The following is a 21,109-nucleotide window of genomic DNA, read 5'->3' as shown; positions in this document are numbered from 1 at the left end:
GGGGACAAAAACCCTACGGGGGACAGGGAGTTGGGGGTGCAAGCGGATGAGGGCCGGTCCTCGGGCTCAGGCTCGGGCTCAGCACAGGATCCAGCCGGAGCTGACCGAGCCGCCGCCCACCCGTCCCTTCACCCAGACGCAGCGGCGGCCGGCGTGCACGGTGACCGGGCCGGCGTAGCGCGTGTAGCGGCCCTCGTCGACGACCGGCCGGCCGCCGCGCGCCCGGATGCTCACCGACATCGTCCGCCGGGTGCCGGGCTTCTTGGCGAGGGTGACGGCGCAGAGGTAGCCGCCGCGCTTGTGGACGACCACGGTGCCGGTGGAGAACGGCAGGCTGCGCACCTTGCGCCCCGCGCAGTGCCCCGCGGCCTGCGCCTCGCCCGGTGCGGCGGCGACGAGCAGCCCCGCCGCGGTCAGCACCGCCAGTCCCAGCGCGAGCCGCCGACGTATCGCTCCACCGCCCACTGCCGTTCCTCCCCCGGACCGGACCCGCACCTGCCGTACCTGACGCACTCGCCGCACCTGCCGCATCCGCCGCGCACAACGGCGTACGCGGATACGGACGCCCGGCGTACCGCGGACGGTTGCGTGGTCAGCGTCCGGCGCCGACCGGCTCCTCCGGTTCGGCCTGCCCGATGAAGGTCCGCCACAGCTCGGCGTACCGCCCGTCGCGGGCCAGCAGCTCCTCGTGGGTGCCGTCCTCCGCGATCCGGCCGCGGTCCATGACGACGACCCGGTCGGCGCGGGCGGCGGTGGTCAGCCGGTGGGCGACGACCAGCGTGGTCCGCCGCCCCGCCAGCCGGTCCGTCGCCTGGTTGACCTGCGCCTCGGTGGCCAGGTCGAGCGCGGCGGTGGCCTCGTCGAGCAGCAGGACGTCCGGGTCGACCAGTTCGGCGCGGGCCAGGGCGATCAGCTGGCGCTGTCCGGCGGAGAGGTTGCGGCCGCGTTCGGCGACCTCGTGCAGATAGCCGCCCTCCAGGGTGGCGATCATCTCGTGCGCCCCGACCGCGCGGGCCGCCGCCTCGACCTCGGCGTCGCCGGCGTCCGGGCGGCCGTAGGCGATGGCGTCGCGGATCGTGCCCGGGAAGAGGTAGGCCTCCTGCGGGACCACGCCGAGCCGGTGCCGGTAGGCGGTGAGGTCGAGGTCCCTGAGGTCGGTGCCGTCGACGGTGACCCTGCCCCCGGTGGGGTCGTAGAACCGGGCCACCAGTTTGACCAGGGTGGACTTCCCGGCGCCGGTCTCGCCGACGAACGCGACGGTCTGCCCGGCGGGGATGCGCAGGTCGATGCCGCTGAGCGCCTCCTCCTCGTCCCCGTAGGCGAAGTGCACGTCCTCGAAGGCGATCTGCCCGCGCAGGGAGGGCACGTCGAGGGGTTCCGCGGCGTCCTCGGTGGACGTCGGCTCCCGGAGCAGTTCCTGGATGCGGCCCAGGGAGACGGTCGCCTGCTGGTAGCCGTCGAAGACCTGGGAGAGCTGCTGCACCGGGGCGAAGAACAGGTCGATGTAGAGCAGGTACGCCACCAGCGTGCCGATCGCCAGCGTCCCGTTGTCGACCCTGGCCCCGCCCACGATCAGCACCACCGCCGCGGCCGACGAGGCCAGGAACTGCACGAACGGGAAGTACACCGAAATCAGCCACTGGCCCCGGATCCGGGCGGCACGGTAGTCGGCGCTGCGCTCGGTGAACCGCCGGTTGCCGTGCCCCTCGCGCCCGAAGGCCTGCACGATCCGCAGCCCGGACACCGACTCCTGGAGGTCGGCGTTGACCGTCGACACCCGTTCCCGGGCCAGTTCGTATGCCTTCACGCTGGCCCGGCGGAAGAAGAACGTGGCGACGATCAGCGGGGGCAGGGTGACGAAGACAACCAGGGCGAGCTGGAGGTCGATCACCAGCAGGACGCCCATGATGCCGAAGAAGGTGACCACCGAGACGAACGCGGTGACCAGGCCCGTCTGCAGGAACGTCGACAGGGCGTCGATGTCGGTGGTCATCCGGGTCATGATCCGGCCGGTCAGCTCGCGCTCGTAGTAGTCGAGGCCGAGCCGCTGGAGCTGGGCGAAGATCTTCAGCCGCAGCGAGTACAGCACGCGTTCGCCGGTGCGTCCGGTCATCCGGATCTCGCCGATCTGCGCGGCCCACTGGGCTACCACGGCGAGCAGGCCGAGCAGGGCGGCCGCCCAGACCGCGCCGAGGGCGGCCCGGGTGACGCCGTCGTCGATGCCGTGCCGGATCAGCACCGGCAGCAGCAGGCCCATGCCCGCGTCCACGGCGACCAGTCCGAGGCTGATCAGCAGGGGCAGGCCGAAGCCGCGCAGCAGGCGGCGCAGGCCGTAGGACTCCTCCCGCCGGACGGCCCGGCTCTCGTCGACGTCGGGGACGTCGTTCGCCGGGGGCAGGGCCGCGACCTGGGCGAGCAGCTCGGGGGTGGCCGGGCTGTCGGCCAGGGCGGTGTCCTTGGGTTCGCGGTCGCCGGTCCACAGGCGGGGGGTGACCCCGCGTTCGGCATCGAACTCGGCGTCCAGCTCCGCGCGGACCGAGGTGTCCTCCGGGTGGGCCTCCTGGGGCGCGGCGGGCGGGGTGTGGCCCGGGGAGACGCCGCCCAGCTCGTCGGGGTCGGTGAGCAGCCTGCGGTAGAGGGAGGAGCGCCCCTGGAGCTCGTCGTGGGTGCCGATGTCGGCGAGCCGGCCGGCGTCGAGGACGGCGATGCGGTCGGCGAGGTTGAGGGTGGAGCGGCGGTGGGCGATCAGCAGGGTGGTGCGGCCCCGCATGACCTCCGCCAACGCCTCGTGGATCTCGTGCTCGACGCGGGCGTCCACGGCGGAGGTGGCGTCGTCGAGGACCAGCAGGCGCGGGTCGGTGAGGATCGCGCGGGCGAGCGCGACGCGCTGGCGCTGGCCGCCGGAGAGGGTCAGGCCGTGCTCGCCGACCGTGGTGTCGTAGCCGTCGGGCAGTTCCGTGATGAACCGGTCGGCCTGGGCCGCGCGGGCGGCGGCCACGATCTGCTCCTCGGTCGCGTCGGGGCGGCCGTAGGCGATGTTGGCGCGGACGGTGTCGGAGAAAAGGAAGGAGTCCTCCGGTACCAGTCCGATGGCGGCCCGCAGCGACTCGGTGGTCAGCTCCCGCACGTCGTGCCCGCCGACGAGGACGGCGCCGCCGGTGACGTCGTAGAACCGCGGCAGGAGCAGGGAGACGGTGGACTTGCCGGAGCCGGAGGCGCCGACGACGGCGAGGGTCTCGCCGGGACGGATCTCGAAGGAAAGGCCGCTGAGGACGGGGACGCTTTTCCCGGAGGGGGAGTCGTAGCCGAAGGAGACGTCGTCGAACTCGACGGTCGCGGGGGCGTCGGCAGGCAGCTCCTTGGTGCCGTCGGTCAGGGACGGCTCGGTGTCGATCAGCTCCAAGACGCGTTCGGTGCCGGCGCGGGCCTGCTGCCCGACGGTGAGGACCACGGCGAGCATCCTGACCGGGCCGACGAGCTGGGCGAGGTAGGTGGAGAACGCGACGAACGTGCCCAGGGTGATGCTGCCGCGCACGGCGAGCCAGCCGCCGAGCGCGAGCATCGCCACCTGGCCGAGGGCGGGGACGGCCTGGAGGGCCGGGGTGTACCGGGAGTTCAGGCGGATGGTGCGCAGCCGTCCGGCGAACAGCCGCCGGCCGACCTCACGCAGCTTGCCCGTCTCCTGTTCCTCCTGCCCGAAGCCCTTCACCACGCGGACGCCGCCGACGGCGCCGTCGACCACGCCGGCGACGGCGGCGGCCTGGGCCTGGGCGTACCAGGTGGAGGGGTGCAGCCGGGTGCGGCTGCGTCTGGCGATCCACCACAGGGCGGGCGCGACGGCGAGGGCGACGCCCGTGAGCGGCAGTGACAGCGACGCCATGATCCCCAGGGAGATCAGGAACAGCAGGATGTTGCCGATGGTCATCGGCAGCATGAAGAGCAGGCCCTGGATCAGCTGGAGGTCGCTGGTCGCCCGCCCGACGACCTGCCCGGTGGACAGCTCGTCCTGGCGGCGGCCGTCGAGCCGGGTGATCGACCGGTACATCTCGGTGCGCAGGTCGTGCTGCACGTCGAGGGCGAGCCGGCCGCCGTAGTAGCGGCGGATGTAGGTGAGGACGTAGACGAGGAGCGCGGCGCCGATCAGGGCGCCCGCCCAGGGCATCATGGCGCGGCTGTGGTCGCCGATCACGTCGTCGATGATCACCTTGGTGATCAGCGGGACCAGCGCCATCACGGCCATGCCCCCGAGGGAGGCGCCCAGGGCCAGGACGACGTCCTTGGGATAGCGCCAGGCGTATCCGGTCAGTCGTCGTGCCCATCCCTGTTGTGGTGTCACGCGGGTGCCCTCCGGTCCGGACCTGCGATCCGATCGTCCTGATCTTCCGGAAGGCTCCAACGCCCACGGAGCCGATTTTCATCCCTCCGCACCATTCGGGTGGGGCGGCCGGTACCCGGACGGGGGCGTTCCTCCCGGAGGACGTCACGCAATCGACACGTCATGTACATTCCCGTGATCTCATGTCCATGTCACGATGCGGAGACCCTCACTCAACCCGCGTAGATCGGACACCCCCATATGCTCGCGATACGCATGCGCACCCGGCGCCGGAAAGCGGTGGCGTTCGCCACGGCCGCCGTCCTCACGGCCCTCGCCGCCCCCGCCCTGGCCGCCACCCCGGCCACGGCGACGACCGCCGAACCGGCCGTGGCGACGGTCACGGCCGGCTCGACCACGGACTACGACTCGACGTACTACAAGAACGCGGTCGGCAAGACGGGCCCCGCCCTGAAGTCCTCGCTGCACACGATCATCAGCAGCCAGACGAAGCTGTCCTACTCGGCCGTCTGGGACGCCCTGAAGGCCACCGACCAGGACCCGAACAACAGCAACAACGTGATCCTGCTGTACTCGGGGGTCTCCCGCGCCAAGTCCCTCAACGGCGGGAACGTGGGCAACTGGAATCGCGAGCACGTGTGGGCCAAGTCCCACGGAGACTTCGGCACCTCCACCGGCCCCGGCACCGACATCCACCACCTGCGCCCGACGGACGTCCAGGTCAACAGCATCCGCGGCAACAAGGACTTCGACAACGGCGGCAGCGCCGTCGCGAACGGCGGCGGCAGCCTCACCGACTCCGACTCCTTCGAGCCGCGCAACGCCGTCAAGGGCGACGTGGCCCGCATGATCCTCTACATGGCGGTCCGCTACGAGGGCGGCGACGGCTGGGCCGACCTGGAGCCCAACAACAACGTCAACAACGGCAGCAACCCGTACATGGGCAGGCTCTCCGTACTGAAGGCGTGGAACGAGCAGGACCCGCCGGACGCCTTCGAGCAGCGCCGCAACCAGGTCATCTACGACTCCTACCAGCGCAACCGCAACCCGTTCATCGACCACCCGGAGTGGGTCGAGGCGATCTGGTAGCCCCTCCTCCCCGGTTCCCCGTGGTGCCCGGCGACACCGCCCCGGGCACCACGGGTGCACTCCGTCCGTGCCGACCCGGCCGCCGTCACCCCTCGGCCACGCCACCGCGGGCGCCCCGGGCGCCCCGGCTCTCGGCGATCCGCCGGACGTCCGTCAGCGCCTCGCACATGCACCCGAGCAGGTACCGGAGCTGGTCGGCGGTCGCCCGCCGGTCGGCCAGCAGGTCGGCGGCGTACTCCAGCAGGTCACCGGCCATCCCGAGCTGCACGCGCTCGACGCCGTCGGCCACCCGGGACAGCGGACCGGTTCCGTCGGTGACCAGATAGCAGGGCTTGCCCTCCTCCCCCACCCACGGCAGCAGACGCATCTCACCGCTCCCGTCCCTCACGCCGCCACCTCCACCCCGTGCACGGCGAGCCACAGCACACGGCGCTCGTGAGCCACGAGGTAGGGGCGGACCATGGCGTTGTCCTCGCCTCGGAGGACGCGGGAGTCGTCACGCCCCACGGCCGGCGGTGCGGCGTCGGCAGTGGGCGCCTGCGGAACCACCGGGGAGGCGATTCCCCGATGCCGCCCCCGGCCGGGCACAAGCAGGTGGAGCAACGGCTCGACGAGCCGGGCGATGCGGTGGTTCATGTCGTCAGCACCTCGGATTCCCTGAAGGCGTCGCCATGTGTAGCGACCCGATCACAGCGTGAGACGACTGCCGCTAGGCTCGCCAGAGGTGAGCTGGTGACAGAGCTTTTGTCACAGGGAGGTTGACGGATTGGGCACCATCTACGGCGACTGGCTCAAGGCGCAGCGCGAGGCCGCGGGGCTGACCCAGCAGCAACTGGCCGACATCGCCATCATGACGCGCTCGCACATCGCCCACATCGAGGCGGGCCGCCGGGTGCCGTCGAAAGAGGACGCGCGTCGACTCGACGGGGAGCTGGGCACGGGGGACGTACTGAGCAGCTTCCTCCCTCAGGAGGACGTGGCGGTGGCCGACTACTTCGAAGCGGTGCGGCTGCTCGAACAACAGGCAGTGGTGATCCGCGAATTCGCCCTGTCGTACATGCCGGGCATTCTCCAGACGAAAAGGTACGCGCGTGCGGTCCTGCGTTCGGCGTTCCCTCCAGTGAGCGACGAACAGTGTGACAGGCGCCTTGTCACACGCCTTGAACGCTCGAGACTTCTCGAAGACCCGGTCACACCCGTGGTGTGGGCGCTGCTCGACGAGGCAGTGCTGCGACGCCCGGTGGGCGGCGAGCACGTCATGGCGGAGCAACTCATGCATCTCGTGCGTCTCGCCGAGACCGGACGCATCCGCGTGCATGTGATGCCGTTCGGCGTAGGGCTTCATCCGCTGATGGACAGCATGCTCACCCTGATGTGGTTCGAGGACCAACCGCCGGTGGCATACAGCGAGGGCCTACGGATGGGTCGACTGCACGACTCCCCGTCCGCCGTCCGCGAGTTGCAGCATCGCTACGATCTCGCACTGAGCGACACACTGTCGTTGAAGGAGTCACTCGGCCTACTCAGGACCACTGCAAAGGACTACGGACACCATGACTGACCGGACCACAGCAGGCACCCCGACGATGAACGGCTGGCGCAAGTCGTCCTACAGCGACCCCAATGGCGGCAGTTGCCTCGAGGTGCTCGATGGTGACCGTTGCGGCGTACCCGTACGGGACTCCAAGGTGCCGGACGGGCCGGCGGTGGTCTTCTCCAGGGCCGGGTGGGCGTCGTTCATCGTCGCCCTGCAGCAGTGACCCCCTCGTGAAAACCGTGAGCACATCCGCCCCAACTGTCCAGATGTCACTCATTTGAGCGCCTGAGTGACACTTCCCCGCCAACTGCTCACGGTTTTCGGCAAGGGTGCCCCCATGAGCCCACACCCCGGCCCCAACCCCTATGGCACGAGGCAAGTGATCGGCACCGTACGCACCCTCCTGCGCGCGGAAGGCCTGAACGTGCCCCTGTCCGCCATCGCCCGGAACTGCGGCACCACACGCAACTTCCTCTACCAGAACTGGAAATCCGTCACCGCCCTGCATCTGTACGCACTGCAGGCCGAACTCGCGGACGCCTTCGCCACGGCGGGCCGCACCGTCCCGGGCATCACCAAGCACCTGACGGAAGTGGTCCGCACCATCCGCCGTCACCCGACCACAGCCGCCGTCGCCCGGTCCTCCCCCAAGGAGTTCGCGGCGGCGCACACGGCCCTCGACGGACCGCTGGTGGGGATCGCGACGGACCGCATCGACGATCTGCTCCATCCCCTCTGCCCGCACGGCGGGATCTGGGGCGACCGCGCACTGGCCTCCAGGCCCTGGAAGATCCTCTGGATCGCCCGCCCCGCCGCCCTCTGCCCCGAAGCCGTCGGCGACCGACTCCGCGAGGACACCCTGGACAGCGCCTTCACCGACCTGCTCGGCGACCTGCTGGCGCCCTGGGCCTCCACATAGGACCCCTGCACGCCCTCATGGCCGGAGACGGCGTGCCGCGACAACCACCGAACTGGCTGGTGTGGTGAGCACTTCAGTGGCGTCCAGGGCTGGATGCGTGAGGTAGAACAGGCGGAGCTCGTCCACTTCGCCGCCGAAACGAGGCGGCCAGTCGGGCGAGGGGGTGAAGTCGTCCAGGATGAGCAGGCCACCGGGAGCGAGCAACTCGACGACCCTCTGGGGATCGTCACGCTTGCCCCCGCCGTCGCAGAAGAAGACGTCGAAGGGGGCATGCCGCTCGAGCAGCCGCCAGTCCCCGGTGAGAACGCTGACGCGCCGGTCCTCCGCGAAGACCCCGGCCGCTCGACGGGCCAGTTCCTCGTCACGCTCCACGGTGACCAGACGTGCCCCGGAACCCAGGCCGGCGTGCAGCCATGCGGTGCCCACTCCCGAGCCGGTACCGCTCTCGGCAATGACCCCCTGGGGCTTCGCGGCAGCGGCCAGCCTGAGCAACCTGCCTACTTCAGGGATGCAACTCTTCTTGAATCCCGCCTCGGAGGCGACCCGCTCCGCGGCCACCACACGAGGCGGAATCGCACGTTCGGCCATGCGACTGTTCCCCCTTCACGGTGAACATCACGCTGCTCACCGGCAGATGCCTTCGCACGGAGTTTCGGCTGTCCGATCGCTCAGTCCACGTGCATAAGCCGTACCAGCTCAGTACGAGGCGATTCCTAATCCCTGCTCCACGAACTCGTGGATGTCGGTGTACGGGTCCCGGTTGACGAGCGCCACGTGGTCGCCGTACTGCGCGTTCATCCGGAGGGCATGCTTGCGGGCGTTCAAGTAGCCGCCGGTGACCTGGTGCGGCAGGACCAGCTTGATGTTGGCCGCGTCCTTCGGAGCCTTCGCGAACGGCAGTCTGTTCGTCACCTGACCGCAGACCCCGCCGAACGTGCCGGTGACCGGCTTGTGGTGCAGCAGCCGCCAGACCTCGAAGCAGGGGTGGGAGAAGGCGACCCTGACGCTTCCCTCGCGGGCCTGCTTCAGCGCCGTCTCGATGCCCTCGTGCTCGTCCCGGTCGAAGAGGCACCAGACCTGCGGCAGGTACTTCTTCTCCAGGCCGCTGCACTTGGCCTGACGCTGCTCATCCCGCATCAGCCTGACCGCCGCCTCGACCAGTTTGAGCGGCTTGCGTTGGGAGCCGGGGGCGGAGGCGTTGGCGATCCGCACCTCCACGGTCGTCGCCGGGTCGGCCGACACCCCGTGCTGCTTGATGATCTCGATGTACGAGGGCTCGGTGACCAGCCCCTCGGTGAAAACGTGGACGACCCTCTTGCGCCGTCCCCGGCGCTGCGCGGGTACCAGCGAGTCCTTCCCTCGCGTTCTGGCCATCAACCCTGCTCCGCTCCACGTCCCGAGAGCTCGCGCTCGGCCAGCAGACGCCGGGCGATCTGCCCCTCCATGAGGGAGGGCACCGCGCCGAAGGCCCCCGCCAGGTACGACTTCATCAGGTCCTCGTCCTCCCCCGGGGACGCAGCGGTCAGCGGGTACAACTCGGTCGCTCCGTCCTTGTCCTTCTCCGTCAGCCACACCTGACCGGGTTGCAGCAGTCGGCCCCCGCTCGGGGTGGTGAGTACGGTCGGATCGTGCGAGGTGAAGATCAGCTGCGCGCCGTTCGGATTGGCATGCGGGTCGTGGAAGAGCCGGACGACCTCGGCGGCGAAGCGCGGGTGCAGGCTGGCGTCCAGCTCGTCGACGAGCAGCACCGCTCCCTCGTCGAGGGCGAGCAGCAGCGGGCCGAGGAGGGCGAACCAGGCTTGGGTGCCCAGAGACTCCATCTGCCAGTCGAAGGCGACTTCTCCGGTGGCCGAGCGGTGAACGAGCTTTATCTTCGACCTGCCCTTGCCCTCGTCGACGACCTCGGTTCCGGTGATGCCGAGGTCCGCCACGCGTAGCAGTTCCTCGATGCGGTGCGCGCGGTCCCCGGAGAGCGCCTGCCGGGTGAACTCCTCACGCTGTGCCCGATCGGTCTCCGGGTCGATCAGCCACAGGTTGCGGCGAAACCAGTGGAAGAGGGGCGAGAGCTGCGGGTGGTTGTCCGTCCCCGCCGTGGAGAGCAGCAGCGCGTTGGGGCGAGTCCGCCGGGCGAGCTGCGCGCGGTCCTTGACCCGGCTTCCCGGCCACTCGTAGACCTCCGCCCGGGAGGCGTCCCGGTCCAGCCATACCTGGCGGTGACCGCGCGGGTAACTGTGCAGCCATTCGGCCTCGACACGGCTCTCGCCCAGCTCGAACCCGTACCTCCAGCGGACCCCTTCAAGGACGAGGTCCACCTCGAAGAAGCTCGGCTCGTCCTTCCCCTTGGGATCGAGCGCGAAGACGGTACGCGGAACGCCTTCGTACGAGGCCCACCGCGCGTAGGAGTTGAGGACGGCGTTCCGCATGTCGACGAGCGCCGCGAGCACGTTCGACTTGCCGGACGCGTTGGCGCCGAAGATGCCGACCAGCGGGAGGACACCGACCGACCGGCCGCCGGCCAGCTCCACGGGACGGGCGACGGACTCGTCCCCGTCCTGAGGCTCGACGAACGACAGCTCCTGCTCATCACGCAAGGACCGCACGTTCGCGACGCGGAATCTCAGTAGCAAGCCGTCCTCCTCTTCGCACTCAGGGTAGTCGCCGCGTCCGGCAAGAGCCTGACTGGGAAGTCTGTGACCTCAGGGAACATATCGCTCACCGGATCGCCTCCGCAGCCGATCGAGTGATCGTCATTCTGCGGGCAGCGGAAGGTCCATCACCCGGAGTGGATCAAGGCGATCCGGTGGCGGACGGACCGCGTGGCGCCCGGCGCCGCCGCACCGGGCACCGGCCGCCCGGCAGCCGCTCGGAACGCCTCAGACCTTCGGCTGGGTGAAGCGGATGCGGTTGCCGAAGGGATCGCGCAGGCCGCAGTCGATTCCGTACGGGCGCTCGGTGGGTTCCTGGGTGAACTCCACGCCCTTCTCCAGCAGCCTCTCGTAGGTCTTGCGGCAGTCGTCGGTGGTGAGGATGAACCAGCCGCCCATGGCCCCCTTGGTCACCAGGTCGCGCACCTGCTCCGCCGTCTCCTCCGACATCGCCGGAGCGCCCGGCTTCTCCAGCAGGATCTGCCGCTCGGGATGGCCGGGGACGCCGACGGTCAGCCAGCGCATGAAGCCCATGTCGATGTCCGCGGTGACCTCCAGACCGAGCTTGCCGACGTAGAAGTCGAGGGCCTCGTCCTGGTCGAGGACGTACATCTGTGAGTGCGTGATGGCGTTGAACATGACGCTCACGCTATCCACTCGGCGGGACGAAAACTTATCCGAAACTGCTCGGTTCCCGGGCGGGCGCCGGGTGTCCGCCGGAAGGTCAGGTGCTCGGCCGGGTCCACGCCATCGTGAAGCACGTCGGCACGCTCGCGGCCGTCGCCTCCTTGCGGTACGTGCGCGGTGACCGGCCGACGATGTCGCGGAACGTGCGGCTGAAGGTTCCCGGGCTGTTGAAGCCGACCTCGAAGCCGATGGCCGTCACGCTGCGGTCGGTCTCCCGCAGCAGGAACATCGCCCGTTCCACCCGGCGGCGCTGGAGGTAGCGGTGCGGTGTCTCACCGAACGTGGCCCGGAAGGTCCGCGTGAAGTGCGCCGGTGACACATGCGCGATGCGCGCCAGGGCGGGGACGTCCATCGGCTGCGCGTAGTCGCGGTCCATCGCGTCCCGCGCCCGGAGCATGCGGCGGTTGGTCTCTTCGGTGGCACGGCTCACGCCGCCATCCCATCACGACCCACCGCGTCCGGGGCGACCGCGCACTGGTCTCCAGGCCCCTGCCGGTGCCCCAGGGCGGTTCCGTGATCCACCCCGGCGAGCTGTGGCTGGGCACCGCGATCGGCGGGCGGGCGTTCAGGGACGCCGGGCGTGCCCGGCGAGGGCGCGATCAGCCGGCGGCAGGGAGCTGCCGAGCGAAGCGGCGGACGGCGTCGGTGAAGGCGTCCGGATCGTCGAAGTTCGCGAGATGCCTTGCCCGCGGGATCAACTCGACGCGGGCGTGCGGATGCGCGCGGGCGAAGTCCGCCTCACCGGACCGGAAGACGACGTCCTTCTCACCATTCAGGATGAGGACCGGAGACCTCACATGACGCATCGCGCCCGCGTCGAAGCGTCCGAGCACCTCGCCCCAGGCTGCCGGCAGGGTATGGAAGGCATAGCCGGAACGGATGGTCGCCTCCACCACCTCCGGCGGATAGAGCCGCCGCAGCAACCGGTCGTTCCACCGGGCCAGCCGATCCGCCGGTATACGGGGGACCAGTCCGGCGACCCACCGGTACGGCACCGCCCCGAGGCCGCGGGTGGAGGCGCTGGCTCCCGCGAGGATCAGCCCGCGCAGTCGTTCCGGACGGCACCGCGCGAACTCCAGCGCGGCGTATCCGCCGAGCGAGTGCCCGACGACCAGAGCCGGCCCGCGGTCGAGCGAGTCCACCGCGGAAGCGATGATCTCCGTCGCAGTGCTCAGGCTCCACGGCTGAGCCGAGCGCTCCCCGTGGCCAGGCAGATCGACGGCGACCACCGGGAATTCGTCCCGGAGTGCCGCAAGCTGCACGCTCCACTGTCCCGCGCTGAAACGCGTCCCGTGAACAAAGACCATGGGCACTGCATCTGCCGCCGTCATCGATCTCCCGAGGTGGTACAGCCCATCTGACTCTCCCGACGCGGTGGCGGCCCACCGGGTTGCTCGGGCACACGAGTTCCCTGAAGTGACGCAGTGCTTCCGGGGCGTACTCCTCCAGGGCCGCGATCACCGGCGCGCGCAGGGCGTCGCTGGTGTCGGGGCCGGCGAGGGCGCCGGCTTTCCGGGCCCGCACGCCCCGCGCGTGCGCATCCGCCGCTCGGCGGGGAACACGCCGCCGAGCCTCTGTTTCACTCCATCCGGTGGTGTGGGGGTGTCCCAAGCCGGTCGGTTCCGCCCCGGCGCGCCCCACCAGGAACATGGGATCGCCCCGGCACGTCCGCCGGGGCGATCCGATTCCACGACACCTTGCTGGAGAGTGCTGTGAAGATTCGCTCCTGGTCCCTCGCCGCCGCCCTCGCCCTGACCGCGGTCCTGTTGCCGGCCCATGGGGCCTCCGCCGCACCGGCCGCGCCCCCGTCCTGCCCCGACGGGTCGGTGTGCTTCTGGAGCAAGGAGGGCTTCCGCGGCGACTACTGGGAGTGGACCGCGCGCAGCGGTTACCGCGACATGCCGCCGCGCCTGCACGACCACGTCGGCTCGGTCGTGGCCAGTACCCGGGCCTGCTTCGTGAACTGGCAACCGGTCGAGAAGCGGGATGTCTTCAACGGCGACTGGCGCTCGCGCTACCTCGGCGACTTCGGCGGGCGGATCGACGGGGTGGGCCCGGGCGGCTGCTGACCCGCCGGGCTCAGCCCAGGTGCGTCGGGGCGAACATGCGCAGGAGGGCCGGGAGGACGACCACCGAGGGGCCGGGGGTCGACAGGGCCTGTGCCAGGTCGTGTTCCAGGGTGTCGGGGGTGGTGCGTACGGCCGGGACGGCGAAGGACTCGGCGAGGGCGACGTAGTCCGGGCGGGTCAGCTCGGTGGCCGTGGGCTCGCCGAAGGTGTCGGTCATGTACTCGCGCAGGATGCCGTAGCCGCCGTCGTCGACGATCAGCCAGGTGACGTCGAGGTCGTACTGGCGGGCGGTCGCCAGTTCGGCGATGGAGTACAGGGCGCCGCCGTCCCCGGAGACCGCCAGGACCGGGCGGGTGGGGTCGGCGACCGCGGCGCCGAGGGCGGCCGGGAAGCCGTAGCCGAGGCCACCGGCGCCCTGGGCGGAGTGCAGCTGGTTGGGGCCCTGGGCGTCGAAGGCGGACCAGGCCCAGTAGGCCAGGATCGTCATGTCCCAGAAGGAGGGCGAGGTGGCGGGCAGGGCGCGGCGGACGGACGTCAGCACCTGCTGTTCCAGGGTGAGTTGCTGGGACGCGATGCGGTCGGTGACCTTCGACAGCAGGGTGCGGACGCGTTCCGGCGCTGTCGTGTCCTCGCGCGGTTCCGCCGTCTCCAGCAGGGCCTGGAGGGCGAGGCGGGCGTCCGCGTGGATGCCGAGCGCCGGGTGGTTGGACTCCAGCTTGCCGAGGTCGGCCTCGATCTGGACGATCCGGCCGCGCGGTGTGAACGTGTGGTAGTTGGAGGAGAGTTCGCCCAGTCCGGAGCCCACCACCAGCAGGACGTCGGCGTCCTCCAGGAAGTCCGTCGTGTGGCGGTCCTCCAGCCAGGACTGGAGCGACAGCGGGTGGGTCCAGGGGAAGGCGCCCTTGCCGCCGGGGGTGGTGACCACGGGTGCCTGGATCAGCTCGGCGAGCTGCCGCAGCTTGCCGGAGGCGTCCGCGCGGACCACTCCCCCGCCCGCGATGATCGCCGGGCGGGTGGCGGTGGACAGCAGGTGGGCGGCCACCGCGGTCAGTTCGGGGCGCGGGGGCAGTTCGTCGGGGGTGGCGTCCATGGCCGTCACCTGCGGCAGAGTGGTCTCCGCGAGCAGGACGTCCTGCGGGATCTCGACCCACACCGGGCCGTGCGGCACCGTCAGGGCCGACTTCCAGGCCTCGGTGATCGCCGACGGGATCTGGGAAGCGGTCCGCACCGTGTGGACGGACTTGACCACACCCCGGAACGAGGCCGACTGGTCGGGCAGTTCGTGCAGGTAGCCGTGGCGGCCGCCGCCCAGCCCGGCCGTCGGGATCTGGCTGCTGATCGCCAGGACGGGGGCGGAGGCGGCCGCCGCCTCCTGGAGCGCGGGCAGCGAGGTCAGCGCGCCCGGGCCGGTCGAGAGCAGCAGGGGCGCCGCCTCGCCGGTGATCCGGCCGTACGCGTCCGCCGCGAAACCGGCGTTGTTCTCCACCCGCAGGCCGACATACCTCAGGTCGGAGCGGCGCAGGGCGTCGAACATGCCGAGGGCGTGCTGGCCGGGCAGGCCGAAGACGGTGGTCGCGCCGAGCCCGGCCAGGGTCTCCACGACCAGGTCGCCGCCGTTGCGGCCGGGGGGAGGGTTGAGCGCGGCCTCCGTCTGGGCCGGCGTCGGGCGCAGCACCAGGTCGTGGTCGTGGGTCACTTGGCCGTGCCCTCCTTGTCGGCGTTGTCGGTGTCGTCGGTGTTGCCGGCGCGCGCCGCGGCGATCTGGCGGGACATGATCGTGGTCAGCTCGTACGCCGTGTGGGAGGCGGCGATCGAGGTGATCTCGGCGTGGTCGTAGGCGGGGGCCACCTCGACGAGGTCCGCCGAGACCAGGTTGCAGGAGGCCAGTCCGCGCAGGATCTCCAGGAGTTCGCGGGAGGTCAGTCCGCCGGCCTCGGGGGTGCCGGTGCCGGGGGCGTGGGCCGGGTCCAGGCAGTCGATGTCGATGGAGATGTACAGGGGGCGGTCGCCGATGCGCTGGCGCAGCTGGTCGGCGACCTCGTCGGCGCCCCGGCGGTAGACGTCCGCGGAGGTGACGATGCCGAAGCCCATCTTCTCGTCGTCGGTGAGGTCCTGCTTGCCGTAGAGCGGGCCGCGGATGCCGACGTGGGAGAGGGCGGAGGTGTCGAGGATGCCCTCCTCCACGGCCCGGCGGAAGGGGGTGCCGTGGGTGTACTCGGCGCCGAAGTAGGTGTCCCAGGTGTCCAGGTGGGCGTCGAAGTGGAGCAGGGCGACCGGGCCGTGCTTCTTGGCGACCGAGCGGAGCAGCGGCAGGGCGATGGTGTGGTCGCCGCCCAGGGTCATCAGGCGGGCGCCGGTGCCGAGGAGGCTGTCGGCGGCGCCCTCGATCGTCTCCACGGCCTCGTCGATGTGGAACGGGTTGACGGCGATGTCTCCGGCGTCCGCGACCTGGGCGAGCGCGAAGGGGGAGGCGTCCTGGGCCGGGTTGTAGGGGCGCAGCAGCCGGGACGCCTCGCGGATGGCGTTGCCGCCGAAGCGGGCGCCCGGCCGGTAGGAGACGCCCGAGTCGAACGGCACGCCCACCACGGCGACGTCGGTGCGGCCGACCTCGTCCAGGCGGGGCAGCCGGGCGAAGGTCGCGGGGCCCGCGTACCGGGGGATGCGGGAGGAGTCGACGGGCCCGCGGGGCGTCTCGTTGCTGCTCATGGGGACTGCCTTCTTTCCTACGTTTCGTCGCGTATGTTCCTGCCTGCCCTGTGACTCTACTGGGAGACGGGGACCTCTTCGGACACGGGTTCGGGGCTGCGGCCGGCCAGGCGTTCCCGCCAGGCGGCGAGGACGGCCTCGTCGGTGGGCCTGGTCGCCAGGGAGACGACGACGTAGACCGCGAGGGAGGACAACAGGCCGTAGAGGATGGGCTCGTTGGCCAGGATGCCGTAGGTGGCCATCAGGCCGATGACCGCCAGGCCGCCGACGGTGACGGCGGCGAGGGCGCCCTGCGCGGTGCCGCGCTTCCACAGCAGTCCGCCGAGGATGGGCACCAGGAGGCCGCCGACGAGCAGGTTGTACGCCACGGTGAGCGCCTCGACGACGTTGTTCAGCGCGATCGCCGTGCCGATCACGGCGAGGCCCATGAGGAGGATGAAGACGCGGTTGCCCCTGACCTCGTCGCGGTCGGTGCCCGGGGCCGTGGTGAGCCCGCGCAGTCGCGCCCAGATGTCGTTGTTGGCGACGGTGGCGCAGGCGATCAGCGCGCCGGAGGAGGTCGACATCACGGCGGCGAGCGCGGCGGCCAGCACCAGTCCGCGTACTCCCATCGGGAGTTCGTTCTTGACGATGGTGGCGAAGGCGTCGTCGGCGCTGCCGAGGTCGGGGTAGAGCACCTTGGCCGCGGTGCCGATGACGGCGCCGGCGAGGGCGTAGGCGAGGCAGTAGGTGCCGGCCACGGTGCCACCCCACTTGGCGGTGCTGTCGCTGCGGGCGGTGAACACGCGCTGCCAGATGTCCTGGCCGATCAGCATGCCGAACGTGTAGATCAGCACGTAGGTGAAGATGGTCTCGCCGCCGATGCCCAGCGGGTCGAAGTACCCGGTGGGCAGCTGCGCCTTCATCTCGCTGAAGCCGCCGGCCTTGACCACCGCGATCGGCAGCAGCAGGAGCAGCACGCCGATCGTCTTGACGACGAACTGCACCATGTCGGTCAGGGTGATCGACCACATGCCGCCGAGCGTCGAGTAGGCGACCACGACGGAACCGCCGAGGATGATCGCGAGGGTGCGGTTCATGTCGAACAGGACGTCGAAGATCGTGGCGTAGGCGATGGTCGAGGTGACCGCGAGCATCAGGGTGTACGCCCACATGACGACGCCGGAGATGATGCCGGCCCGGCCGCCGTAGCGCAGGTCGAGCATCTCGGAGACGGTGTAGACCTTCAGGCGGGCGATGCGGGCGGAGAAGAAGATGGAAAGGGCCAGCAGGCCGAGGCCGATGGCGAAGACCATCCAGGCGCCGGAGAGGCCGTGCTTGTAGCCGAGGCCCACGCCTCCGATGGTGGAGGCGCCGCCGAGGACGATGGCGGCCATGGTGCCCGAGTACATGGTGGGGCCCAGGCGGCGGCCCGCCACCAGGAACTCGCTCTTGGACTTGGCACGGCGCATGCCCCACCAGCCCATGGCCAGCATGGCGGCCATGTAGAAGACGATGACCAGGTAGTCGACGGCCATGTCGGCCTCCTTCGCGCACTGTCGTCGGGGTGTCGTGCAGCTGGAAGTTGTCCGGTGGCTCGTCGCGGGACGGGGCGGGACATGGCGGGGTTCCGCATGATGCGTCGCGAAGACGTCCGTCCGTACCCGAGGGCTGCCGGTCGGACCTGACACTAGGTGGCCGGAAAGCGACTGCGAAGTGTACGTTTCATCCATTCAGCGCGAACGGGATGGAGGAAACGTCCACCATGTCGGACCCCGTGGTTCCGCCCACACCCCCGGTGCCCCTGGACGCACTCCTGGCACGGGAGGATCTGGGCCTGCGCCGGGTCGCCGGGCCGTCGGACCCGGGCATCGTCGTGCACTGGGCGCACACCTCGGAGATGGCGGACCCGTACCCGTATCTGCTGGGCGGGGAGCTGCTGCTGTCGGCCGGGGTGCACATCCCGGAGGGGGCGGGCCCGGGGTACTTCGACGCGTACGTCTCCCGGATCGTGGCGGCGGGCGGGGTGGCCCTGGGCTTCGGTCTGGCGCCGGTGCACGACACGGTGCCGGAGGCGCTGGCCGCCGCCTGCGAGCTCCACGGGCTGCCGCTGCTGGAGGTGCCGCCGCGCACCACGTTCTCCGGGGTGGCCCGCGCGGTGTGGCAGCTGATGGCGCAGGCCCGGCTGGCGGAGCTGCGCCGGGTGACGGAGGCCCACCAGAGCCTCGCGTCCGCCGCCGCCCGCCCGAACCCGGTACCGGCCGTGCTGCACCAGCTCTCCCGCCGGCTGGGCGGCCGGGCCGTGCTGTTCGGCCCGGAGGGCACGGAACTCGCCACGGCGGGCCGTGACCCGGGTGCGGAGAGCGGGGCGGCGCTGGCGCGGCTGGCCCGGGTGGTGCGGCCGGCGGGTACGGGCCACCGGCCGTCCCCGGCAGCCGGCGACGGCCCCGGCCGTCCCGCGCCCGCCTCCGCCGCCGACACGCTCGCCGGGGTCCGGCTGACCGCGTACGCGCTCGGTGCCGGTCACGGGTTCGTGCTCGGCGTCGCGGCTCCGCGCTCGGACTCCGGGGACCACGCCATCGCGTCGGTGGCCGCCGTCCTGCTCGCGCTGCTCACCGGTGAACAGCAGAGCGGTACCGGCGCGGCCCGCTCCGCCGCGCTCGTGCGGCTGCTGCTGGGGGGCGAGCCGGAGGAGGTGGCGCCGCTGCTCGGCGGGGAGCGGTGGCGGGTCGTGCACGCGCGGCCGGACGCGCAGGGCCCGGACACACCGGCCTCGAACGCGCAGACCCCGAACGCGCAGGCCCCCGACGCCCTGGCGGCCTCCGCGCTCGGTGCCGCGCTCGGGTCGGCGCTGGTGGATCCGGCGGGCGGGCTCGTGCGGGTGCTCGTCCCCGCCGGGCGGGAGCCCCAGGCGCCGCCCGGCTGGACCCTGGGGGTCAGTGCCGCCGTCGCCCCGCAGGACTGGCCCGCGGCCGACACCCAGGCGGCCCGCGCCCTGGCCCGGGCCCGCGCCACCCGGGTGCCGCTCGTCGTGCACGGCACCCGCCCCGCGCTGGACGACCTGGTCGCCCCGGCGGACGCGGACGCCCACGCCCGTCTGCTGCTCGCCCCCGTCGAAGGCTCCCCCGCCCTCGTGGACACCCTGCGCACCTGGCTCTCCCTGCACGGCAGTTGGGACCGCACCGCGGTGGCCCTGGCCGTGCACCGCAACACCGTGCGGCAGCGGATCGCACGGTGCGCGGCCCTGCTGGAGACGGACCTGGACGACCCGGACGTACGCATGGAGCTGTGGTTCGCCCTGCGCCGCACCTGAGTACCCGGCACCACCGCCCCGGGCCGGGCCCACTGAGTATCCGTACGGAGGCGTTCCGAGTAGGTGACGCACGTCCCAGGAGGCGATACGCCGGGGGACGCCCACAGGGCTCTGCTCCACAATGGGGGCATGCCGATACCCGGGACCCCCAGCCGCGCCGAACTCCTCCGCCACCTCACCGCCACGCGCATCGCGGGCGAGGTCGCCACACCGCGTGAGAACAACCTCTCCCACTACCGCAAACTGGCGAACGGCGACCGCCACTTCTGGCTCGGCCTGGAGCTCGGCGACCGCTGGAGCGACGAGCAGGACGTGCTCGCGGTGATGGCGGAACGGGTCGGGGTCAGCGACGACGCCGAACACCGGTACGGCCAGGACACCATCGACCCGGAGCTGACCGTGGCCGCCCTGGAGCGGATGGCAAGGCGGCTGCGCAAGGCGGCGGACGGGCGGCAGCGGGTGCTGTTCGCCACCGGCCACCCCGGCGGCCTGCTCGACGTGCACCGTGCCACGGCCGCCGCGCTGCGGGCCGCCGGCTGCGAGATCGTGGTGATCCCGGACGGGCTGGCCACGGAGGAGGGGTACGTGATGCAGTTCGCGGACGTGGCGGTGCTGGAGCACGGCGCCACGCTGTGGCACACCCACTCCGGGGAGCCGATGAAGGCCATCCTCACCGCCCTGGAGCGGGAGGGCCGCCCGCTGCCCGACCTGGTGGTCGCCGACCACGGCTGGGCGGGGTACGCGGGACAGCACGGCGTCGACTCCGTCGGCTACGCCGACTGCAACGACCCGGCGCTGTTCCTCGCGGAGGCGGAGGGCACCGTCCAGGTGACGGTGCCCCTCGACGACCACGTGGTCAGCCCCCGCCACTACGACCCGATGACGGCGTACCTGCTGGCGGAGGCGGGGCTGGAGCAGAACGCCCGCTGATCACCGGGGGACGCGGACCACGCCCTCCTGGATGACCGAGATCGCGAGGCGGCCGTCCTGGGTGTATATGCCAGCCTGGCCGAGGCCGCGGCCGCCGTGCGCCGACGGGGAGTGCTGGTCGTACAGCAGCCACTCGTCGGCGCGGAACGGGCGGTGGAACCACATGGCGTGGTCGAGGGAGGCCCCGACCACGTCGCCCACCGCCCAGCCGCCCCGGCCGTGGGCGAGCAGCACCGAGTCCAGGAGCGTCATGTCGGAGACGTACGTGGCGAGGACGACGTGCAGCAGCGGGTCGTCGGTCAGTTTGCCGTTGGTGCGGAACCACACCTGGGAGTGGGGTTCGCGGGGCTCTCCGAAGCGACCGTAGGGCGGCTCGTCGACGTAGCGCAGGTCGACCGCGGCGCGGGCCTCCAGGAAGCGCTCCACGACGTCGGGGTCGAGGTGGTCGTAGTCGCGGAGCCGTTCCTCGGAGGTGGGCAGCGCGGCCGGGTCCGGCGCGGGCGGCATCGGATCCTGGTGGTCCAGGCCCTCCTCGTACGTCTGGAAGGACGCGGAGAGGTGGAAGATCGGCTGGCCGTGCTGGACCGCGACGACCCGGCGGGTGGTGAAGGAGCGGCCGTCGCGGATCCGGTCGACGGTGTAGACGATGGGCGCGCCCGGGTCGCCGGGGCGCAGGAAGTACGCGTGCAGGGAGTGCGCGGGCCGGTCCGCGGGGACGGTCCGCCCGGCGGCGACCACGGCCTGCGCGGCGACCTGCCCGCCGAAGACGCGGGGGACGACGACGGAGCGGGACCGGCCACGGAAGATGTTCTCCTCGATCTGCTCGAGGTCGAGCAGATCGAGGAGTTCCTGTAGTGCCTGACTCATGGGGTCAGTTGTATACGTCGGGGATTCCGGGT

General features: G+C 71.4%; 21 protein-coding genes. 7 read left to right on the top strand and 14 right to left on the bottom strand.

What is annotated here, in order from left to right; translation table 11 throughout:
* Positions 1–78 precede the first annotated feature (78 nt).
* Both PYS65_RS23365 and PYS65_RS23360 read right to left on the bottom strand, forming a co-directional pair.
* On the bottom strand, positions 79–465 hold the full coding sequence (locus tag PYS65_RS23365; protein ID WP_279335889.1) for a hypothetical protein: 387 nt from the start codon (positions 463–465) through the stop codon (positions 79–81).
* A 127-nt stretch (positions 466–592) separates the two neighbouring features.
* Positions 593–4,336: an ABC transporter ATP-binding protein gene (locus PYS65_RS23360; RefSeq protein ID WP_279335888.1), complete on the bottom strand. Its 3,744-nt coding sequence runs from the start codon at positions 4,334–4,336 to the stop codon at positions 593–595.
* A 240-nt stretch (positions 4,337–4,576) separates the two neighbouring features.
* Between PYS65_RS23360 and PYS65_RS23355 the strand changes: the two genes are divergently transcribed.
* Positions 4,577–5,425: an endonuclease I family protein gene (locus tag PYS65_RS23355; RefSeq protein ID WP_279335887.1), complete on the top strand. Its 849-nt coding sequence runs from the start codon at positions 4,577–4,579 to the stop codon at positions 5,423–5,425.
* Between the two features lie 85 nt (positions 5,426–5,510).
* Here PYS65_RS23355 and PYS65_RS23350 read toward each other — a convergent pair whose 3' ends face one another.
* Entirely contained in the window at positions 5,511–5,792 is a 282-nt protein-coding gene (locus PYS65_RS23350; protein WP_279338047.1) for a hypothetical protein, read from the bottom strand.
* Between the two features lie 17 nt (positions 5,793–5,809).
* The gene (locus PYS65_RS23345; RefSeq protein WP_279335886.1) at positions 5,810–6,061 is read right to left on the bottom strand and encodes a hypothetical protein; all 252 of its coding nucleotides are present in this window, start codon (positions 6,059–6,061) and stop codon (positions 5,810–5,812) included.
* A gap of 130 nt (positions 6,062–6,191) precedes the next feature.
* On the opposite strand from PYS65_RS23345, the gene PYS65_RS23340 reads away from it, so the two are divergent.
* From PYS65_RS23340 to PYS65_RS23330, 3 genes are all read left to right on the top strand, one after another.
* Positions 6,192–6,986, top strand: coding sequence for a helix-turn-helix domain-containing protein (locus tag PYS65_RS23340; protein WP_279335885.1), 795 nt, complete (start codon positions 6,192–6,194; stop codon positions 6,984–6,986).
* Positions 6,979–7,185: a DUF397 domain-containing protein gene (locus tag PYS65_RS23335; RefSeq protein ID WP_279335884.1), complete on the top strand. Its 207-nt coding sequence runs from the start codon at positions 6,979–6,981 to the stop codon at positions 7,183–7,185. The genes PYS65_RS23340 and PYS65_RS23335 overlap by 8 nt, the downstream gene beginning before the upstream one ends.
* A 114-nt stretch (positions 7,186–7,299) precedes the next feature.
* On the top strand, positions 7,300–7,881 hold the full coding sequence (locus tag PYS65_RS23330) for a hypothetical protein (protein WP_279335883.1): 582 nt from the start codon (positions 7,300–7,302) through the stop codon (positions 7,879–7,881).
* A gap of 15 nt (positions 7,882–7,896) precedes the next feature.
* Here PYS65_RS23330 and PYS65_RS23325 read toward each other — a convergent pair whose 3' ends face one another.
* The 6 genes from PYS65_RS23325 to PYS65_RS23300 all read right to left on the bottom strand — a co-directional run bounded on the left by PYS65_RS23325 (position 7,897) and on the right by PYS65_RS23300 (position 12,544).
* Positions 7,897–8,469 (bottom strand): O-methyltransferase, encoded by a 573-nt coding sequence (locus tag PYS65_RS23325; RefSeq protein WP_279335882.1) that lies wholly within the window; start codon positions 8,467–8,469, stop codon positions 7,897–7,899.
* Positions 8,470–8,577: 108 nt separating this feature from the next.
* Positions 8,578–9,255 (bottom strand): RloB domain-containing protein, encoded by a 678-nt coding sequence (locus PYS65_RS23320; protein WP_279335881.1) that lies wholly within the window; start codon positions 9,253–9,255, stop codon positions 8,578–8,580.
* Positions 9,255–10,508, bottom strand: coding sequence for an AAA family ATPase (locus PYS65_RS23315; RefSeq protein ID WP_279335880.1), 1,254 nt, complete (start codon positions 10,506–10,508; stop codon positions 9,255–9,257). Before PYS65_RS23315 ends, PYS65_RS23320 begins: the two co-directional genes overlap by 1 nt.
* A gap of 246 nt (positions 10,509–10,754) precedes the next feature.
* On the bottom strand, positions 10,755–11,165 hold the full coding sequence (locus PYS65_RS23310; RefSeq protein ID WP_279335878.1) for a VOC family protein: 411 nt from the start codon (positions 11,163–11,165) through the stop codon (positions 10,755–10,757).
* 85 nt (positions 11,166–11,250) lie between these two features.
* The gene (locus tag PYS65_RS23305; RefSeq protein WP_279335877.1) at positions 11,251–11,643 is read right to left on the bottom strand and encodes a helix-turn-helix domain-containing protein; all 393 of its coding nucleotides are present in this window, start codon (positions 11,641–11,643) and stop codon (positions 11,251–11,253) included.
* A gap of 169 nt (positions 11,644–11,812) precedes the next feature.
* Positions 11,813–12,544: an alpha/beta fold hydrolase gene (locus tag PYS65_RS23300; protein ID WP_279335876.1), complete on the bottom strand. Its 732-nt coding sequence runs from the start codon at positions 12,542–12,544 to the stop codon at positions 11,813–11,815.
* Between the two features lie 381 nt (positions 12,545–12,925).
* Here PYS65_RS23300 and PYS65_RS23295 point away from each other — a divergent pair, with 381 nt between their 5' ends.
* Entirely contained in the window at positions 12,926–13,282 is a 357-nt protein-coding gene (locus PYS65_RS23295) for a peptidase inhibitor family I36 protein (RefSeq protein ID WP_279335875.1), read from the top strand.
* A 10-nt stretch (positions 13,283–13,292) separates the two neighbouring features.
* Here the strand turns inward: PYS65_RS23295 and PYS65_RS23290 are convergent, their stop codons facing one another.
* Genes PYS65_RS23290 through PYS65_RS23280 form a run of 3 tightly spaced genes read right to left on the bottom strand, consistent with a single transcriptional unit; the run spans position 13,293 to position 17,505 of the window.
* A complete protein-coding gene (locus PYS65_RS23290) occupies positions 13,293–14,978 on the bottom strand; it encodes a thiamine pyrophosphate-binding protein (protein WP_279335874.1) in 1,686 nt (561 codons plus the stop codon).
* Complete coding sequence (speB, locus tag PYS65_RS23285) at positions 14,975–15,988, bottom strand: agmatinase (protein ID WP_279335873.1); 1,014 nt, start codon at positions 15,986–15,988, stop codon at positions 14,975–14,977. Before speB ends, PYS65_RS23290 begins: the two co-directional genes overlap by 4 nt.
* Positions 15,989–16,044: 56 nt before the next feature.
* Positions 16,045–17,505, bottom strand: a complete 1,461-nt coding sequence (locus PYS65_RS23280) for a sodium:solute symporter family protein (RefSeq protein WP_279335872.1) — start codon at positions 17,503–17,505, stop codon at positions 16,045–16,047.
* A gap of 227 nt (positions 17,506–17,732) precedes the next feature.
* Between PYS65_RS23280 and PYS65_RS23275 the strand changes: the two genes are divergently transcribed.
* A complete protein-coding gene (locus tag PYS65_RS23275) occupies positions 17,733–19,280 on the top strand; it encodes a PucR family transcriptional regulator (RefSeq protein WP_279335871.1) in 1,548 nt (515 codons plus the stop codon).
* A 129-nt stretch (positions 19,281–19,409) separates the two neighbouring features.
* Positions 19,410–20,210, top strand: coding sequence for a phosphatase (locus PYS65_RS23270; RefSeq protein WP_279335870.1), 801 nt, complete (start codon positions 19,410–19,412; stop codon positions 20,208–20,210).
* On the opposite strand, the gene PYS65_RS23265 is transcribed toward PYS65_RS23270, so the two are convergent.
* Positions 20,211–21,077, bottom strand: a complete 867-nt coding sequence (locus PYS65_RS23265) for an acyl-CoA thioesterase (RefSeq protein WP_279335869.1) — start codon at positions 21,075–21,077, stop codon at positions 20,211–20,213. It abuts the gene before it with no gap.
* Between the last annotated feature and the right edge of the window lie 32 nt (positions 21,078–21,109).

Origin of the sequence: Streptomyces cathayae, from assembly GCF_029760955.1 — a bacterium.
Taxonomy (GTDB): domain Bacteria; phylum Actinomycetota; class Actinomycetes; order Streptomycetales; family Streptomycetaceae; genus Streptomyces; species Streptomyces cathayae.
The sequence above is the reverse complement of the archived record's forward strand: the minus strand, read 5'-3'. Positions and strand labels throughout refer to the sequence as shown.

Coding starts and splice junctions, on each gene's coding strand:
- PYS65_RS23355 (WP_279335887.1), top strand. CDS start 4,577: ATGCTCGCGATACGCATGCGCACCCGGCGCCGGAAAGCGGTGGCGTTC.
- PYS65_RS23350 (WP_279338047.1), bottom strand. CDS start 5,792: ATGCGTCTGCTGCCGTGGGTGGGGGAGGAGGGCAAGCCCTGCTATCTG.
- PYS65_RS23345 (WP_279335886.1), bottom strand. CDS start 6,061: ATGAACCACCGCATCGCCCGGCTCGTCGAGCCGTTGCTCCACCTGCTT.
- PYS65_RS23335 (WP_279335884.1), top strand. CDS start 6,979: ATGACTGACCGGACCACAGCAGGCACCCCGACGATGAACGGCTGGCGC.
- PYS65_RS23330 (WP_279335883.1), top strand. CDS start 7,300: ATGAGCCCACACCCCGGCCCCAACCCCTATGGCACGAGGCAAGTGATC.
- PYS65_RS23325 (WP_279335882.1), bottom strand. CDS start 8,469: ATGGCCGAACGTGCGATTCCGCCTCGTGTGGTGGCCGCGGAGCGGGTC.
- PYS65_RS23320 (WP_279335881.1), bottom strand. CDS start 9,255: ATGGCCAGAACGCGAGGGAAGGACTCGCTGGTACCCGCGCAGCGCCGG.
- PYS65_RS23310 (WP_279335878.1), bottom strand. CDS start 11,165: ATGTTCAACGCCATCACGCACTCACAGATGTACGTCCTCGACCAGGAC.
- PYS65_RS23300 (WP_279335876.1), bottom strand. CDS start 12,544: ATGACGGCGGCAGATGCAGTGCCCATGGTCTTTGTTCACGGGACGCGT.
- speB (WP_279335873.1), bottom strand. CDS start 15,988: ATGAGCAGCAACGAGACGCCCCGCGGGCCCGTCGACTCCTCCCGCATC.
- PYS65_RS23280 (WP_279335872.1), bottom strand. CDS start 17,505: ATGGCCGTCGACTACCTGGTCATCGTCTTCTACATGGCCGCCATGCTG.
- PYS65_RS23275 (WP_279335871.1), top strand. CDS start 17,733: ATGTCGGACCCCGTGGTTCCGCCCACACCCCCGGTGCCCCTGGACGCA.
- PYS65_RS23270 (WP_279335870.1), top strand. CDS start 19,410: ATGCCGATACCCGGGACCCCCAGCCGCGCCGAACTCCTCCGCCACCTC.
- PYS65_RS23265 (WP_279335869.1), bottom strand. CDS start 21,077: ATGAGTCAGGCACTACAGGAACTCCTCGATCTGCTCGACCTCGAGCAG.